Annotated in this window: 12 protein-coding genes; 4 read left to right on the top strand and 8 right to left on the bottom strand. The window is 60.8% G+C overall.

Annotation, left to right across the window (positions count from 1 at the left end; all coding sequences use genetic code 11):
* Positions 1-27: 27 nt before the first annotated feature.
* From fadA to N8H71_RS26065, 3 genes are all read right to left on the bottom strand, one after another.
* Complete coding sequence (gene fadA, locus N8H71_RS26075) at positions 28-1,203, bottom strand: acetyl-CoA C-acyltransferase FadA (RefSeq protein WP_262196195.1); 1,176 nt, start codon at positions 1,201-1,203, stop codon at positions 28-30.
* 29 nt (positions 1,204-1,232) lie between these two features.
* Positions 1,233-3,380, bottom strand: a complete 2,148-nt coding sequence (fadB, locus tag N8H71_RS26070; protein ID WP_007953061.1) for a fatty acid oxidation complex subunit alpha FadB — start codon at positions 3,378-3,380, stop codon at positions 1,233-1,235.
* Between the two features lie 540 nt (positions 3,381-3,920).
* Positions 3,921-4,358 carry a hypothetical protein gene (locus tag N8H71_RS26065; protein WP_262196194.1) on the bottom strand — a complete coding sequence of 146 codons (438 nt, stop codon included), beginning with the start codon at positions 4,356-4,358 and terminating at the stop codon, positions 3,921-3,923.
* Positions 4,359-4,461: 103 nt separating this feature from the next.
* Between N8H71_RS26065 and N8H71_RS26060 the strand changes: the two genes are divergently transcribed.
* Positions 4,462-4,899: a universal stress protein gene (locus N8H71_RS26060; RefSeq protein ID WP_007953063.1), complete on the top strand. Its 438-nt coding sequence runs from the start codon at positions 4,462-4,464 to the stop codon at positions 4,897-4,899.
* Between the two features lie 76 nt (positions 4,900-4,975).
* Here the strand turns inward: N8H71_RS26060 and N8H71_RS26055 are convergent, their stop codons facing one another.
* The gene (locus N8H71_RS26055; protein WP_011335198.1) at positions 4,976-6,898 is read right to left on the bottom strand and encodes an ATP-binding cassette domain-containing protein; all 1,923 of its coding nucleotides are present in this window, start codon (positions 6,896-6,898) and stop codon (positions 4,976-4,978) included.
* Positions 6,899-7,113: 215 nt separating this feature from the next.
* On the opposite strand from N8H71_RS26055, the gene N8H71_RS26050 reads away from it, so the two are divergent.
* Positions 7,114-9,042, top strand: coding sequence for a transglycosylase SLT domain-containing protein (locus tag N8H71_RS26050; protein WP_074689255.1), 1,929 nt, complete (start codon positions 7,114-7,116; stop codon positions 9,040-9,042).
* 105 nt (positions 9,043-9,147) lie between these two features.
* Here the strand turns inward: N8H71_RS26050 and N8H71_RS26045 are convergent, their stop codons facing one another.
* A complete protein-coding gene (locus N8H71_RS26045; protein ID WP_262196193.1) occupies positions 9,148-10,941 on the bottom strand; it encodes an ABC transporter transmembrane domain-containing protein in 1,794 nt (597 codons plus the stop codon).
* A 259-nt stretch (positions 10,942-11,200) separates the two neighbouring features.
* Between N8H71_RS26045 and N8H71_RS26040 the strand changes: the two genes are divergently transcribed.
* On the top strand, positions 11,201-11,380 hold the full coding sequence (locus tag N8H71_RS26040; protein ID WP_074689257.1) for a PA1571 family protein: 180 nt from the start codon (positions 11,201-11,203) through the stop codon (positions 11,378-11,380).
* 57 nt (positions 11,381-11,437) lie between these two features.
* On the opposite strand, the gene pdxB is transcribed toward N8H71_RS26040, so the two are convergent.
* Positions 11,438-12,580 (bottom strand): 4-phosphoerythronate dehydrogenase PdxB, encoded by a 1,143-nt coding sequence (gene pdxB / locus N8H71_RS26035; RefSeq protein ID WP_262196192.1) that lies wholly within the window; start codon positions 12,578-12,580, stop codon positions 11,438-11,440.
* Between the two features lie 180 nt (positions 12,581-12,760).
* Here pdxB and N8H71_RS26030 point away from each other — a divergent pair, with 180 nt between their 5' ends.
* Positions 12,761-14,170 carry an MATE family efflux transporter gene (locus N8H71_RS26030; protein ID WP_262196191.1) on the top strand — a complete coding sequence of 470 codons (1,410 nt, stop codon included), beginning with the start codon at positions 12,761-12,763 and terminating at the stop codon, positions 14,168-14,170.
* Positions 14,171-14,221: 51 nt separating this feature from the next.
* Here the strand turns inward: N8H71_RS26030 and tusA are convergent, their stop codons facing one another.
* Both tusA and rlmM read right to left on the bottom strand, forming a co-directional pair.
* Positions 14,222-14,473: a sulfurtransferase TusA gene (gene tusA, locus N8H71_RS26025; protein WP_007953079.1), complete on the bottom strand. Its 252-nt coding sequence runs from the start codon at positions 14,471-14,473 to the stop codon at positions 14,222-14,224.
* Positions 14,474-14,538: 65 nt separating this feature from the next.
* Positions 14,539-15,612: a 23S rRNA (cytidine(2498)-2'-O)-methyltransferase RlmM gene (gene rlmM / locus N8H71_RS26020; RefSeq protein ID WP_064598139.1), complete on the bottom strand. Its 1,074-nt coding sequence runs from the start codon at positions 15,610-15,612 to the stop codon at positions 14,539-14,541.
* Positions 15,613-15,818 lie beyond the last annotated feature (206 nt).

Raw genomic sequence — 15,818 nt, 5'->3', positions numbered from 1 at the left:
TGGCCCCGGCTTCCATCGACGAGACGCTTAAACGCGTTCGAAGACGGTGGAGATGCCTTGGCCGAGGCCAATGCACATGGTGGCCACCCCGAAGGTGCCGCCATTCTGCTTCATCACGTTCAGCAAGGTTCCGGAAATACGGGCACCGGAGCAACCGAACGGGTGACCCAGGGCGATCGCGCCGCCGTGCAGGTTAACCTTCTCATTCATCTTGTCGAGCACTTTCAGGTCTTTCAGCACTGGCAGGGCCTGTGCGGCGAACGCTTCGTTGAGCTCGAAGAAGTCGATATCGTTGATACCCAGGCCGGCACGTTTCAGTGCTTTCTGAGTCGCCGGTACCGGACCATAGCCCATGATCGCCGGATCCACACCTGCCACCGCCATCGAACGAATCACGGCCAGCGGCTGAATGCCCAGGTCCTGCGCACGCTGTGCCGACATCACGATCATGCACGAAGCACCATCGGTGATCTGCGACGAAGTACCGGCAGTCACGGTGCCGCCCTTTGGATTGAACGCCGGCTTCAGAGCCGCCAGACTTTCCAGGGTGGTTTCCGGACGAATGGTTTCGTCGTAGTTGAAGGTTTTCAGGAAACCGTTCTCGTCGTAACCCTGCATCGGAATGATTTCGTCCTTGAACTTGCCTTCCACAGTCGCCTTGTGGGCCAACTGGTGGGAACGCACGCCAAAGGCGTCCTGCTGTTCGCGAGTGATGCCGTGCATTTTGCCCAGCATTTCAGCGGTCAGACCCATCATGCCCGAGGCTTTCGCGGCGTACAGAGACATGTGCGGGTTCGGATCGACACCGTGCATCATGCTCACGTGACCCATATGCTCGACGCCGCCAACCACGAACACGTCACCGTTGCCGGTCATGATCGCTTGCGCAGCGGTGTGCAGCGCGCTCATCGACGAGCCGCACAGACGGCTGACGGTCTGGCCGGCCGAGGTGTGCGGGATCTGGGTCATCAGCGACGCCATGCGCGCGATGTTCCAGCCTTGTTCCAGGGTCTGGTTCACACAGCCCCAGATCACGTCTTCGACTTCGGCAGGATCGACCTTGGTGTTGCGTTCCAGCAGTTTGCTGATCAGGTGCGCCGACATGTCTTCGGCGCGGGTGTTGCGGTGCATGCCGCCCTTGGAGCGGCCCATCGGAGTACGACCGAAGTCGACAATCACGACGTCTCTAGGATTCAAGCTCATAAGTTCACTCTCACTCTAGTTGGGGGCGCTTAACCGAAGAAGCTCTGGCCGTTCTTGGCCATTTCGCGCAGCTTCGCGGTCGGGTGGTACAGCGCGCCCAAATCAGCGTACTGGTCGGCCAGGGCAACGAACTCGGCAACACCGATCGAGTCGATGTAGCGCAGCGCACCGCCACGGAATGGAGGGAAACCAATACCGTAGACCAGACCCATGTCGGCTTCGGCGGCGGTTTCGACGATGCCGTCTTCCAGGCAACGCACGGTTTCCAGGCACAGCGGGATCATCATCCAGTTGATGATGTCTTCGTCAGTGACTTCGCGCTGCTCGTAGACGATCGGCTTGAGCACTTCCAGTACCGACGGGTCGGCGACTTTCTTCTGCTTGCCTTTCTTGTCGGCCTCGTAGGCATAGAAGCCCTTGCCGTTCTTCTGACCCAGACGCTTGGCTTCGTAAAGCACGTCGATGGCCGAACGACGGTCGTCCTTCATACGGTCCGGGAAGCCTTCGGCCATTACGTCACGACCGTGGTGGCCGGTGTCGATACCGACCACGTCCATCAGGTATGCCGGGCCCATCGGCCAGCCGAATTTCTCCATGATCTTGTCGATACGGACGAAGTCCACACCAGCGCTGACCAGCTTGGCGAAACCGCCGAAGTACGGGAACAGTACGCGGTTGACCAGGAAGCCCGGGCAGTCGTTGACGACGATCGGGTTCTTGCCCATTTTCTTGGCGTAGGCAACGGTGGTGGCAATCGCCAGCTCGCTGGACTTCTCGCCACGGATCACTTCCACCAGCGGCATCATGTGCACCGGGTTGAAGAAGTGCATGCCGACGAAGTTTTCCGGACGCTTGAGGGCCTTGGCCAGCAGGCTGATGGAAATGGTCGAGGTGTTGGACGCGAGGATGGTGTCCTCTTTAACCTTGTCTTCGACTTCCGCCAGAACGGCTTGCTTGACCTTCGGGTTCTCGACCACGGCTTCAACGACCAGGTCGACGTGACCGAAATCACCGTAGGACAGGGTCGGACGAATGCCGTTGAGCACTTCAGCCATTTTCGCGGCGGTCATGCGGCCTTTATCAACGCGACCGACCAGCAGCTTGGCGGCTTCAGCCAGACCTTGCTCGATGCCGTGCTCGTTGATGTCTTTCATCAGGATCGGCGTACCTTTGGAAGCCGACTGATAGGCGATACCGCCACCCATGATGCCGGCACCCAGTACGGCAGCCTGCTTCACGTCTTTGGCGATTTCGTCGTAGGCCTTGGCCTTTTTCTTCAGTTCCTGATCGTTCAGGAACAGACCGATCAAGCTCTGCGCGGCAGAGGTCTTGGCCAGTTTCACGAAACCTGCGGCTTCGACTTCCAGCGCCTTGTCACGACCGAAGTTCGCGGCTTTCTGGATGGTCTTGATCGCTTCGACCGGGGCCGGGTAGTTCGGGCCAGCCTGGCCAGCCACGAAACCTTTGGCGGTTTCGAAAGCCATCATTTGCTCAATGGCGTTCAGCTTGAGCTTTTCCAGCTTCGGCTGGCGCTTGGCCTTGTAGTCGAACTCGCCGGAGACGGCGCGTTTGATCAGTTCAAGGGCGGCATCCTGCAGTTTTTCAGGGGCAACCACGGCATCGACGGCGCCGACTTTCAGCGCGTCTTCAGGACGGTTTTCCTTGCCGGCGGCAATCCACTCGATGGCGTTGTCGGCACCGATCAGACGCGGCAGACGCACGGTACCGCCGAAGCCCGGGTAAATGCCCAGTTTGACTTCCGGCAGACCGATCTTGGCCTTGGTCGACATGACGCGGTAGTCCGCTGCCAGGCACATTTCCAGGCCGCCACCCAGGGCTATGCCATTGATCGCGGCGACGGTCGGAACGTTGAGGTCTTCGAAATCGCTGAAGATCTTGTTGGCTTCGAGATTGCCAGCAACCAGCTCGGCATCCGGCAGCTTGAAGTTGTCGACAAATTCGGTGATGTCGGCGCCGACGATGAACACGTCCTTGCCACTGCTGACGATCACGCCCTTGATCGAAGCATCTGCCTTGATGGTGTCTACGGCCTGACGCAGTTCGTTCAGGGTAAGACGGTTGAACTTGTTGACGGACTCACCCTTGAGGTCGAATTTCAATTCGACGATGCCACTTTCAAGAGCTTTAACCGTGATGGCTTTACCTTCGTAAATCATCAACTGATCTCCACGATATGGAAGCTGAACAGTACACGTCGGACGCAGGCAAATGGCTCGGCAGGACGCTTTTTCGTCGATGCTGACACCCATCCACCCGGCACACCCGCCAACGCGATAGTCGGGATTCTGTAGGAGCAGTCTGCAATACAAACGCTCAATTCATACGCCCGTTTGATTTGGGTACGCCACCTTCACGGAATTTCCGACAATTGTCAATCGCCCTAAATGCGGGTTGAAATGCGACTTTGCGGTCATTTCTGTAGGACGCAGCCCGGCCACACACGCTTGCATGTGAGGGCATTCATAAGATTAATAGTTAGAAAAGTCGCCCTAATTCACCGCAAGCCTTGTTTAACAGGCTACGCTGGCTGGACTACGAAGGAAAACAGGCGCAGATTTGCTGACCGGATGACTCCGGTTCAAAGTCAAAAAGAATTTCCGGCCTGCCTGGCCAACCCCGCCCGATGAATCATGTCGGGCTTTTTATTGCACGTCTGCCGGACGTTTCGCACCGTTGCAGCGCGAAAAGTCCGCAAGTCATGCCAGCGCTTTCAGCGTGGCATCAATCTCCAGCAAAACCGACGCATCACCCTTCTCGCCCCAATAGAGGGCGATCATCTGCTTGTCGGCCTCAACCTTGAAAACATTGCCCGGCAATTTTTCGAAATGATTCAGCAGCAGTGGATCCTCACAGACTTCCTGCCACTGATTCACCCAAACACCCGGGGATTTCTGCCAATACGTCCAGCACGCCGGCTGCTTGCCCCGGCGTGGCCGATGGTATTGCGCGCACGGGTTTGGCGGCTCCTGGCTCAGCCAGTGCGGCCACTCCTGGGGCGCCAGTTGCATGGCCAGCCCGATGCGCCGGGCCTCGGTGCGCAAGGCTATCCGGCCACTCTGTACACGGGACGGACGCAACCACGCCAGGGGACTCAACACCACCAGCAGGATTGACACCACCAGCCAGACCGTCATATCTCTACTCCCGAATCTTGATGAGCCCATTGCGTCACTTTGGAACCAATGCGCTTGAAACCAGCCATACTTAACAATATTGATCCCTCACGAGGAGCACCTCATGCCCTACCACCATATCCTGGTCGCCGTAGATCTGACCGAAGAGTGCGACCCTGTGATCCACCGCGCCCGAGAGCTGTCGGTGAGCAATGGCGCCAAGCTGTCGCTGGTGCATATCGTCGAACCGATGGCCATGGCCTTCGGCGGCGACGTGCCGATGGATCTGTCACAACTGCAACAACAGCAGTTCGATCAGGCCAAGGAACGCCTGGAACGCCTGAAGCACAAGTACACCGAGCTCGAAGGCGCCAACTGCCACCTGACCTACGGCCAGCCGCGTCAGGAAATCCACCATTTCGCCAAGGAACAGGAATGCGACCTGATCGTGGTCGGCAGCCATGGCCGGCATGGCCTGGCACTGTTGCTGGGCTCGACCGCCAATGACGTGCTGCACGGCGCACCGTGCGATGTGCTGGCGGTGCATCTGGTCAAACGCTGATCCAACTCTCTTATGAAAAGCTAAAAAAGCCCGGCGTCCATCACTGGACGCCGGGCTTTTTCATGCCTTGAAACAATCAGGCGTCCAGCTCGGCCCAACGCTCCACCAGCGCATCCAGTTCAGCCTGCAGCTGCTCCAGAGAAGCAATCACCTTGGCGGTCTCGGCCGGAGGGCGCTGATAGAAGCCGGCCTCAGCCATTTCAGCCTCGACAGCAGCAATCTGCTGCTCCTTGGCGTCGATGTCTCCCGGCAGCGCTTCCAGTTCGCGCTGAAGCTTGTAGCTCAGCTTCTTCTTCGCAGCCGGGGCCGCAGCGACAGGTGCAGCAACCGGAGCCGGTTCGGCAGTGACCACCGCCGAATTCAGGTCGGCCTTGCCGGATTTGCTCTCGGTCACGCCCAGCAGACGCGGCGAGCCGCCCTGACGGATCCAGTCCTGATAGCCGCCGACGTATTCGCGAACCTTGCCTTCACCTTCGAAGACCAGGGTGCTGGTGACCACGTTGTCGAGGAATGCCCGGTCGTGGCTGACCATCAGCACAGTGCCGTTGAAGGTCAGCAGCACTTCTTCGAGCAGCTCGAGGGTTTCCACGTCAAGGTCGTTGGTCGGTTCGTCGAGTACCAGCAGGTTCGCCGGCTTGCTGAACAATTTGGCCAGCAACAGACGCGCACGCTCGCCACCGGACAACGCCTTCACCGGCGTGCGGGCACGCTGCGGACTGAACAGGAAGTCGCCGAGGTAGCTCAACACGTGACGGCTCTGGCCGTCGATATCGATGAAGTCACGACCTTCGGCGACGTTATCGATCACGGTCTTTTCCAGATCCAGCTGATGACGCAGCTGGTCGAAGTAGGCCACGTCGATCTTGGTGCCCTCTTCCACTTTGCCGCTGGTCGGTTGCAGACCGCTGAGCATCAGTTTCAGCAGAGTGGTCTTGCCGGTACCGTTGGCACCGAGCAGGCCGATCCGGTCGCCGCGCTGCAGCACCATGGAGAAATCGCGGATCAGGAACGGACCGCCCGGATGCGCGAAGCTCACGTTATCCAGCACCATCACCTGCTTGCCGGACTTCTCCGCTGTTTCCAGCTGGATGTTGGCCTTGCCGGTGCGCTCGCGACGCTCGCTGCGCTCCACGCGCAATGCTTTCAGCGCACGTACGCGGCCTTCGTTACGAGTGCGACGGGCCTTGATGCCCTGGCGAATCCACACTTCTTCCTGGGCCAGACGCTTGTCGAACAGCGCGTTGGCGGTTTCTTCGGCGGCCAGTGCGGCTTCTTTATGGACGAGGAAACTGGCGTAGTCGCCGTTCCAGTCGATCAGGCCACCGCGATCCAGTTCGAGGATGCGGGTGGCAAGGTTTTGCAGGAAGGAACGATCGTGCGTGATGAACAGCACGGCGCCCTGGAAATCCTTCAGCGCTTCTTCAAGCCAGGCAATCGCACCGATGTCCAGGTGGTTGGTCGGCTCGTCGAGCAGCAGCAGATCCGGCTCGGACACCAGCGCCTGCGCCAGCAGCACGCGACGACGCCAGCCGCCGGACAGTTCGGCGAGGGTCTTGTCGGCCGGCAGTTGCAGGCGGCTCAGGGTGCTGTCGACCAGGGTCTGCAAGCGCCAGCCATCGCGGGCTTCGAGGTCGTGCTGGACGTGCATCAGCTTGTCCAGATCGGCATCGGTGACGATGTTCTGGCTCAGGTGATGGTATTCGGCGAGCAAGGCGCCAACGCCGTCGAGGCCTTCGGCAACCACGTCGAACACTGTCCGCTCGTCGGCCACCGGCAATTCCTGCGGCAATTCACCGATTTTCAGACCGGGGGCACGCCACACCGAGCCGTCATCAGGCTTCTGGTCGCCCTTGACCAGTTTCATCATGCTGGATTTGCCAGTGCCGTTGCGGCCGATGATGCACACCCGCTCACCACGGGCGATCTGCCAGGACACCTTGTCCAACAACGGCATCGCGCCGAATGCAAGGGACACATCGCTGAATTTGAGCAGGGTCATGAGCTTCTCCAAAAACCGGGCGCGCATTCTACCTGAATCGGGGCCCGAGCAGGCCGGCAATTTCGCCGCTGACGCACTCTGCACAACAATTGTTGCGAACTTGTGCTGCAAGGCCGGCAAAGCTTTCGCCCCCTGCTGGCAAAAGGCTAAGCTACAGACAATTCAGTGCGGGTTTTGGGCCGGCACTTGTCATGATTTCTCTGCCCGGATGTCTCATGCGCAGTCGCCTCTTCAGTGTTTTGTCATGTTTGCTGCTTTCCGCCGCTGCCGTTCAATCCGCCCAGGCGGTGGACCTGTCCACCCAACGCCAGTATTACGATGAAGCCAAGCGCGCCCTGGCCAAGGGCGATAGCGGCCCGTATTTCCGTTACAGCCAGGCCTTGGCCGACTATCCGCTGGAGCCGTACCTGGCTTATGACGAGCTGACCGCCCGGCTGAAAACCGCCAGCAACGCGGAGATCGAAAAATTCCTCGCCGAACACGGTGACCTGCCCCAGGCCAACTGGATGAAGTTGCGTTGGCTGCGCTGGCTGGCCGATCGCGGCGACTGGGCGACATTCGTCAAGTATTACGACCCCAAGCTGAATTTCACCGAACTCGACTGTCTGAACGCGCAGTACCAGATCAGCCACAACAAGAAGGCCGAGGGCTACGCCAACGCCGAGAAGCTGTGGCTGACCGGCAAATCCCAGCCCGCCGCCTGTGACGCGCTGTTCGGCATGTGGGCCGCAGAGGGTCAGTTGACCGAACAGAAACGCTGGGAACGCGCCAAACTCGCCGCCCAGCACCGCAACTATCCACTGGCCAACAGCCTGGTCAACGGCCTGACTACCCTCGCCCCGCGCGGTCGCCTGCTGGTGGACGTGGCGCAAAAACCGGAACTGCTCAACCAGCCGTCGCGCTTCACGCCGGCCGATGAACCGATGTCCGACGTGGTCAGCCTCGGTCTGCGCCGCCTCGCGCGCCAGGATCCGGACAAGGCCATGGCCCTGCTCGACGGCTATGCCAGCAGCATGCATTTCTCCCGCGATGAAAAAGTCGCGATCGCCCGGGAAATCGGCCTGACCCTGGCCCGCCGCTTCGACAGCCGCGCGCTGGACGTGATGACCAAGTACGACCCGGAACTGCGCGACAACACCGTGTCCGAATGGCGCCTGCGTCTGCTGTTGCGACTGGCGCGCTGGGACGACGCCTACCAACTGACCCGCCGTCTGCCGCAGGATCTGGCCACCACCAACCGCTGGCGCTACTGGCAGGCCCGCAGTCTGGAACTGGCGCAACCGCAGAACCCGGAAGCGCAGACGCTGTACAAGAATCTGTCGCGGGAACGGGATTTCTACGGTTTCCTCGCCGCCGACCGCTCGCAATCGCCGTATTCGCTGAACAACAAGCCGCTGGTGCTCAGTCAGGCGCTGATCAACAAGGTGCGCAACACTCCCGGCGTGCGTCGCGCGCTGGAGTTCCACGCCCGTGGGCAGATCGTCGACGGTCGCCGCGAGTGGTATCACGTCAGCCGGCATTTCAGCCGCGACGAAATGGTCGCCCAAGCGAAACTGGCCTACGACCTGAAATGGTATTTCCCGGCCATCCGCACCATCAGCCAGGCACAGTACTGGGATGATCTGGACATCCGCTTCCCGATGGCCCACCGCGACACTCTGGTGCGCGAAGCCAAGGTGCGCGGCCTGCATTCGAGCTGGGTGTTCGCCATCACCCGTCAGGAAAGTGCGTTCATGGACGACGCCCGTTCCAGCGTCGGCGCCAGCGGCCTGATGCAACTGATGCCCGGCACCGCCAAGGAAACCGCGCGCAAGTTCAGCATTCCATTGGCCTCGCCGCAGCAGGTGCTCGATCCGGATAAAAACATCCAGCTCGGCGCCGCTTACCTGAGCCAGGTACACAGCCAGTTCAACGGCAACCGCGTGCTCGCCTCCGCCGCCTACAACGCCGGCCCCGGCCGCGTGCGCCAGTGGCTGCGCGGCGCCGATCACCTGAGCTTCGACGTGTGGGTGGAAAGCATCCCGTTCGACGAAACCCGCCAGTACGTGCAGAACGTGCTGTCCTACTCGGTGATCTACGGCCAGAAACTCAACTCGCCGCAACCGCTGGTGGATTGGCATGAGCGGTATTTCGACGATCAGTGATCGGGGCGTGTTTCGCCGATAGATCGACGTAAACAAAAATGCCCGCATCGAGAGATGCGGGCATTTTTTATGGCGTTCTACTGGGTCGGTTACATGGTCGGTTACTTAGTCGGTTACTTGGTCGGTCGAAGCCTGATGACCATCACTGAACTGCAACGCCGCCAACCGCGCATACAGAGGATTGCTGGCGATCAACTCCTGATGCGTGCCGATCGCAACCAGTTTGCCCTGATCCATCACCGCGATCCGGTCGGCGTTTTTCACCGTGGCCAGGCGATGGGCGATGACCAGTGTTGTGCGGTTTTGCATCAGGCTCGGCAGGGCCTGCTGGATCAGATGTTCGCTCTGGGCATCGAGGGCGCTGGTGGCTTCGTCGAGCAGCAGGATCGGCGCGTCGACCAGCAGCGCCCGGGCGATGGCCAGACGCTGGCGTTGTCCACCAGACAGGCCGAGGCCGCCGTCGCCCAGGTGGGTCTGGTAACCGTCGGGCATCTGTTCGATGAAGTCGTGGGCGTGAGCGATTTTCGCGGCTTCCCGCACCTGCTCCAGCGTGGCGGTCGGGCAGCCGTAGCGAATGTTCTCTTCGACACTGCCGAAAAACAGCGCCGGGGTTTGCGAGACCAGCGCGAAGCAGCGACGCAGATCCAGAGGATCAAGGCTGGTCAGCGGCACGCCGTCGATCAGGATCTGTCCTTCCCGGGGATCGTAGAAACGCAGCAACAAGTCATACACGGTGGACTTGCCCGCGCCGGACGGGCCGACAAGCGCGAGGGTTTCGCCGGCGTTGATCGTCAGACTCAAGCCATCGACAGCAAGGCTTTCGGGACGCGAAGGGTAGGAAAAACGCACATCCTGCAATTCCAGCTCGCCTTTGACTCGCTCCGGCAGCGTCACTAGTCCGGTGGTCGGTGGCTGAATGATGTTCTCCGAACGCAGCAATTCGGCAATGCGCTCGGCGGCGCCAGCCGCTCGCTGCAATTCACCGATGACTTCACTCAACGTGCCAAACGCACTGCCAACGATCAGGCTGTAGAACACGAACGCCGCCAGTTCACCCGCAGAAATCCGACCTGCAATCACGTCCATGCCGCCGACCCACAACATCACCGCGACGGCGCCGAGCACCAGCACGATCACCAGGGTGATCAGCCAGGCCCGCTGGAAAATCCGTTTGCGCGCAGTCTCGAACGCCTGCTCGACGGTGCTGGCGAAACGCTGTTCGTCCTGCACCTGATGGTTGTAGGCCTGCACGGTTTTGATCTGGCCAAGGGTTTCCGAGACGTAGCTGCCAATGTCGGCGATCCGGTCCTGGCTCAGCCGGGAGAGGTTGCGCACGCGGCGGCCAAAAATCAGGATCGGCGCAATCACCAACGGCAGTGCGATCACCACGATGCTGGTGAGCTTGGGGTTGGTAATGAACAGCAGCACCACACCGCCAATGACCATCAGCAGGTTACGCAGGAACAGCGACAGCGACGAGCCGATCACCGATTGCAGCAGCGTGGTGTCAGCGGTCAGCCGCGACTGGATTTCCGAACTGCGATTGTCCTCGTAGAACCCGGGATGCAGGTACACCAGATGGTTGAACACCTGCCGGCGAATGTCTGCCACCACTCGTTCGCCAATCCAGGACACCAGATAAAACCGCGCAAAGGTGCCGACCGCCAAGCCGAACACCAGAAGCATGAACAGGCCGATGGATTGGTTGAGCAGGTGCGGCGACTGGGTCATGAACCCTTGATCGACCAGCAGCTTGATACCCTGCCCCATCGACAGGGTGATGCCCGCCGTGACGATCAGCGCAAGCAGTGCGCCGAAGGCCGGCCAGCGATAAGGGGCAAGGAAATGACTGGTCAGGCGCAAGGCCCGGCGGTGGCGCGAGGAAAGCATCGGGATCATTCAGGTTCACGTCGTGTGCTGATGGATAGGGCCAGCCTACACACTCAAATGGGGTGGAACTCTGCAAATCACAATGAGTCAGGTTAATTATGACCGGCAAGACTACCCCCTAGATGCTATTGGTCTAAGGTCCGGGTTGAGACAGACGGTCATTTCTGTTTGAGTGGAGATGCCGTTCCGGACCGACCGCAGGGAGTTGTCACAGCCTGGTCACCTGACGGTTTTATCTTAGGCACACAACCTGATGAGGAGACAGGCCATGTCCTTGCAAAACAGCAGCGATGACAAGATTGAAGTGATCCGCACCAAGCCCGGCCAACCTCTGGGTTGCTCGATCATCGACGAAAACGGGCGTGAAATCGAGATCACCGAAGACATGATCCAGGATGCCTGCCGCGAACTGGAGAAGCGATTGGTCAAGCCTGCCGAACAAAAGTGATATCGCCACCGTCTTCCTGACCCGGCCCCTGCAGGCCGGGTTTTTTCTGTCCGATATTTAAACGGCCACCGCACCCAACGCCGACACAATCTGCCGCAAGGCTGGTGAATCCCCCTCTATTCTTACTTTCAGTCCTTCAATCTCGCGACGTACCGGATACTGCTTGCGCAACACATCGAACGATGCACGCTGCTCACCGACGCTACCCAGCAAGGTGCGACGAAAATCCGCATCGTCCCGGCGCGGGTCGAACACGCCGCGGCACAACATCGCCAGTGCCCAGGCAGGATCGCTGTCGGCATGCAGGGAAACTTCCGACAACCACGGTGCCGGCAACAGATCGCAAAGCTGAATGCTGGCCGGTTGCCCGATGAAATCGCAGTAAGCCTGATAGATCTGCGCCGTTCCGCGCTGCTTGCCATCGAGGCTATAACCCGCAATGTGCGGCGTTGCCAGTACGCAAAGTTCGGCCAGCGCCACATCAACTTGCGGTTCCGCCTCCCAGACATCGAGCACCGCTTGCAGGTCTTCACGCTCCAGCAGCACTTCGCGCAACGCGGTGTTATCCACCACCGGACCGCGAGCTGCGTTGATCAGCCAGGCACCGGGCTTGAGCTGCTGCAAACGCTGCTCGTCGAACAAATGCCAGGTCGCGCCATCACCGTTGCGGGTCAGCGGGGTGTGCAGGCTGATCACGTCGCACTGCGCGATGATCTGCTCCAGGCTGACATAGTCGCCGCCCTCGGCCGCCTGACGTGGCGGATCGCAGACTTTCACGTTCCAGCCCAGACCTTTCAGAACCTTGATCAGGCGACCGCCGACTTCACCGGCACCGATCACACCGTAAGTGCGCTCACTCAAATCGACGCCTTCGATTTCGGCCAGGGTCATCAGGCTGCCGAGCACGTAATCGACCACGCCCCGGGCGTTGCAGCCGGGCGCGCTGGACCAGGTGATACCAGCCTCGTTGAAGTATTCGAGATCCAGATGATCGGTGCCGATGGTGCAGGTGCCGACAAAACGCACCTTGCTGCCTTCCAGCAGTGCGCGGTTGACGTTGGTCACCGAGCGCACCAGCAATACATCGGCCTGTTCGACCGTGGCCCGGTCGATGGAACGGCCCGGTACCCGGCGGATCTCGCCGAAACCGGCAAAAAAGGCATCGAGCAGCGGGATATTTTCGTCGGCAACAATCAGCATGGCGGGGCTCCTTGGGCGGATCGGCAGTGTAGGCGCTGGGGCTGCGATGAGCCAGCAGGCTGTTCTTTCTTGATCGGTCGAAGGCGATTACAAATCCGCAACAGAGGATTTTTCCTGACCATAACGTCAGCGGCGTAGAATGCCCGGCCTTGCGCATCAACCCCTGTGGACGCTTTGCCTGTGAATTCCGTGACTGACCGCCCCGCCGCCGTTTCCCTCAACCGCCCTGCCCGGGTTCGCCTGGAGCTGAAGAATCTGCTCGGTCTGGCCCTGCCGATCATGATCGCGCAGCTGGCAACCACTGCCATGGGCTTCGTCGATGCGGTGATGGCCGGGCGCGTGGGGCCCAAGGATCTCGCGGCCGTGGCGCTGGGCAATTCGATCTGGGTGCCGGTGTTCCTGCTGATGACCGGCACCCTGCTGGCCACCACGCCGAAAGTCGCCCAACGCTTCGGCGCCGGCACCCACAGCGAAATCGGCCCGATCGTGCGTCAGGCCTTGTGGCTGGCACTGGTAGTGGGCCTGATGGCGACCGGCATGCTGTTCAGCGCCGAGCCGATCCTGCACCTGATGAAAGTCGATCCGGAGCTGATCGGCCCGTGCATGCAGTACCTGCACGGCATCGCCAGCGGTCTGCCGGCCGTGGCCTTCTACCATGTGCTGCGCTGCACCAGTGACGGCCTCGGCCGCACCCGCCCGGCGATGGTGCTGGGCCTGTGCGGTCTGGCGCTGAACATCCCGCTCAACTACGTGTTCATTTATGGCCACTTCGGCGTACCGGCCATGGGCGGTGTCGGTTGCGGCTGGGCCACGGCCATCGTGATGTGGGTGATGGCGCTGGGTCTGGCCGGTTACGAGCGCTGGGCGTCGGCCTACAAGTCGAGCGAACTGTTCAGCCGTTTCGACTGGCCGCAATGGGCGGTGATCAAGCGCTTGCTGGCCATCGGTCTGCCGATCGGCGTCGCGGTGTTTGCCGAGTCGAGCATTTTCGCGGTGATCGCGCTGCTGATCGGCAGCCTCGGCGCCACCGTGGTGGCCGGACACCAGATCGCGCTGAACGTCAGCTCGCTGGTGTTCATGATTCCGTACTCGCTGGGCATGGCCGTGACCGTGCGGGTCGGCCAGGCCCTGGGCCGTGAAGAACCTCGCGAAGCGCGTTTCGCCGCGGGTGTCGGCATGGGCACCGCGCTGGCTTACGCCTGCCTGTCGGCGAGCATGATGCTGCTGATGCGCGAACACATTGCTGCGATCTACACGTCGGATCCGATGGTGATTCACATCGCGGCGATGCTGATCGTGTACTCGGCGCTGTTCCAGTTTTCCGACGCGATCCAGGTCACCGCCGCCGGCGCCCTGCGCGGTTATCAGGACACCCGCGTGACGATGATCCTGACCCTGTTCGCCTATTGGGGCATCGGCCTGCCGGTGGGTTATGCCCTCGGCCTGACCGACTGGCTCGGCGAACCTCGCGGCCCGAGCGGCCTGTGGGAAGGCCTGATCGTCGGCCTCAGCTGCGCGGCGCTGATGCTGTCGATCCGCCTGACGCGCAGCGCACGCAAGCGCATTCGCATCAGCCGCTCGATGGGCTGACCGGCCATAAAAAAAAGACCTGCACATGCAGGTCTTTTTTTCGCCTTCCGATCAACCGGATTTCTTGCGGATCCAGTACAGATAGGTCCCGGCCTCTTCGTGCTGCCCCACCAGTTCGTGGTCGAGAAACACGCAGAATTTGGGGATGTCGCGGCGGGTCGACGGGTCGGTGGCGATCACCTTGAGCAGGCCGCCGGGCACCAGGTCACGGATGTGCTGGTGCAGCATCATCACCGGCTCCGGGCAGTTGAGGCCCGTGGCGTCGAGGGTGCCGTCGACCGGCGTATCAATCATTTCACTCATGATTCACTCCTGAAACTGGCCGGCATTGTCGCCCAATGCCGGGGGTTCGGTCACCTGTCGCTCGCTCAGCGGGCTTTGGCTTTCTTCACGTCATGGCGGCGCAAATGGCAGGTCACTTCCTCGCGGTCGTGGTACAGCTGTTTGCAGCCGATATCGACCTTGATCCCGCGGGCCTTGAAACCGTCGGCGATACGTTCGAGCAAGCGCTTCACTTCGGCGTATCGCTGCTTCATCGGCAACTTGAGATTGACCACCGCTTCCCGGCAATGCCCCTCGCCGATCCACTCTTCGAGCATCGCGGCGTTGCGCGCCGGTTTCTCGACGATGTCGCAGACCATCCAGTCCACCGGTTGCTTCGGTTTGAAGGTGAAACCGTCAGCCATCAAGTGCTGCACCAGACCGGTGTCCATCAGGCTTTCAGCCATCGGGCCGTTGTCGATGGCGGTCACCAGCATGCCGCGATTGACCAGTTGCCAGGTCCAGCCCCCCGGCGCCGCGCCGAGGTCGACGCCGGTCATATCGCTGTGCAGGCGATCTTCCCACTGGTCGCGGGGGATGAAGTGGTGCCAGGCCTCTTCCAGCTTCAGGGTCGAACGGCTCGGTGCCTCGCGTGGGAACTTCAGGCGCGGAATGCCCATCGGCCACATCGCCGAGTTACCGGCATCGGCCAGACCGAGAAACACCTCACGACCGCTTTTGAAAGTCAGCAACAGACGTGGCTTGCTGGCGTCTTCCACCAGTTTGCCGGCGCCGGTCAGCGCCTTGCGCAGTGGGCCTTCGAATTTCTTGCAGAAGTTCGACAGTTCCTTGCCGTCGTTGGTGTCGACGACTTCCAGCCACAGGCTGCCGCACACCGGGAATTCAGCCATGTGCGCGAGGATCACGCTAATGCGGTCGTTTTCCGGCAGATCGATGAAAAAACCGCGCGCCCACTGGCGCGGGAAGATCAGCTCGGCGAAGCGCTGGCCGCGCATCAGGCGCTCGGCACCGTCTTCTTCGGTGCAGACGAACTCGGCGCAAGCGGTGGCCGGTTTGGCCTTGGCGTAGCCGGCCACGTTGAGTTGGGCGGCGAGGTCGGAAATCTCCGAGCAGACTTCGCCTTCGAAGCCTGGCCGGCAATGCATGAATAGGGTGTTCATTCTTACTCCTGGGCAGAGGGCGATCATTCATCCCCTGCGCGATGCCCAGACCCTGCGTTGAAGCAAAGCCTGTCACGAAAACCGGCGCATGATAGCCGATGTCGGAACCTTGGACTTGCCCATAGAGTCCAGTTATTAGCCAGCTACTGAAAACAGGGCTACGTTGATAGCTCTGCCCGTCCCCTCAGTCCGTAGCCGTGCGGACT

Source organism: Pseudomonas koreensis (assembly GCF_025447595.1).
GTDB lineage: Bacteria > Pseudomonadota > Gammaproteobacteria > Pseudomonadales > Pseudomonadaceae > Aquipseudomonas > Aquipseudomonas koreensis_H.
This window is presented reverse-complemented; position numbering and strand designations above follow the sequence as displayed.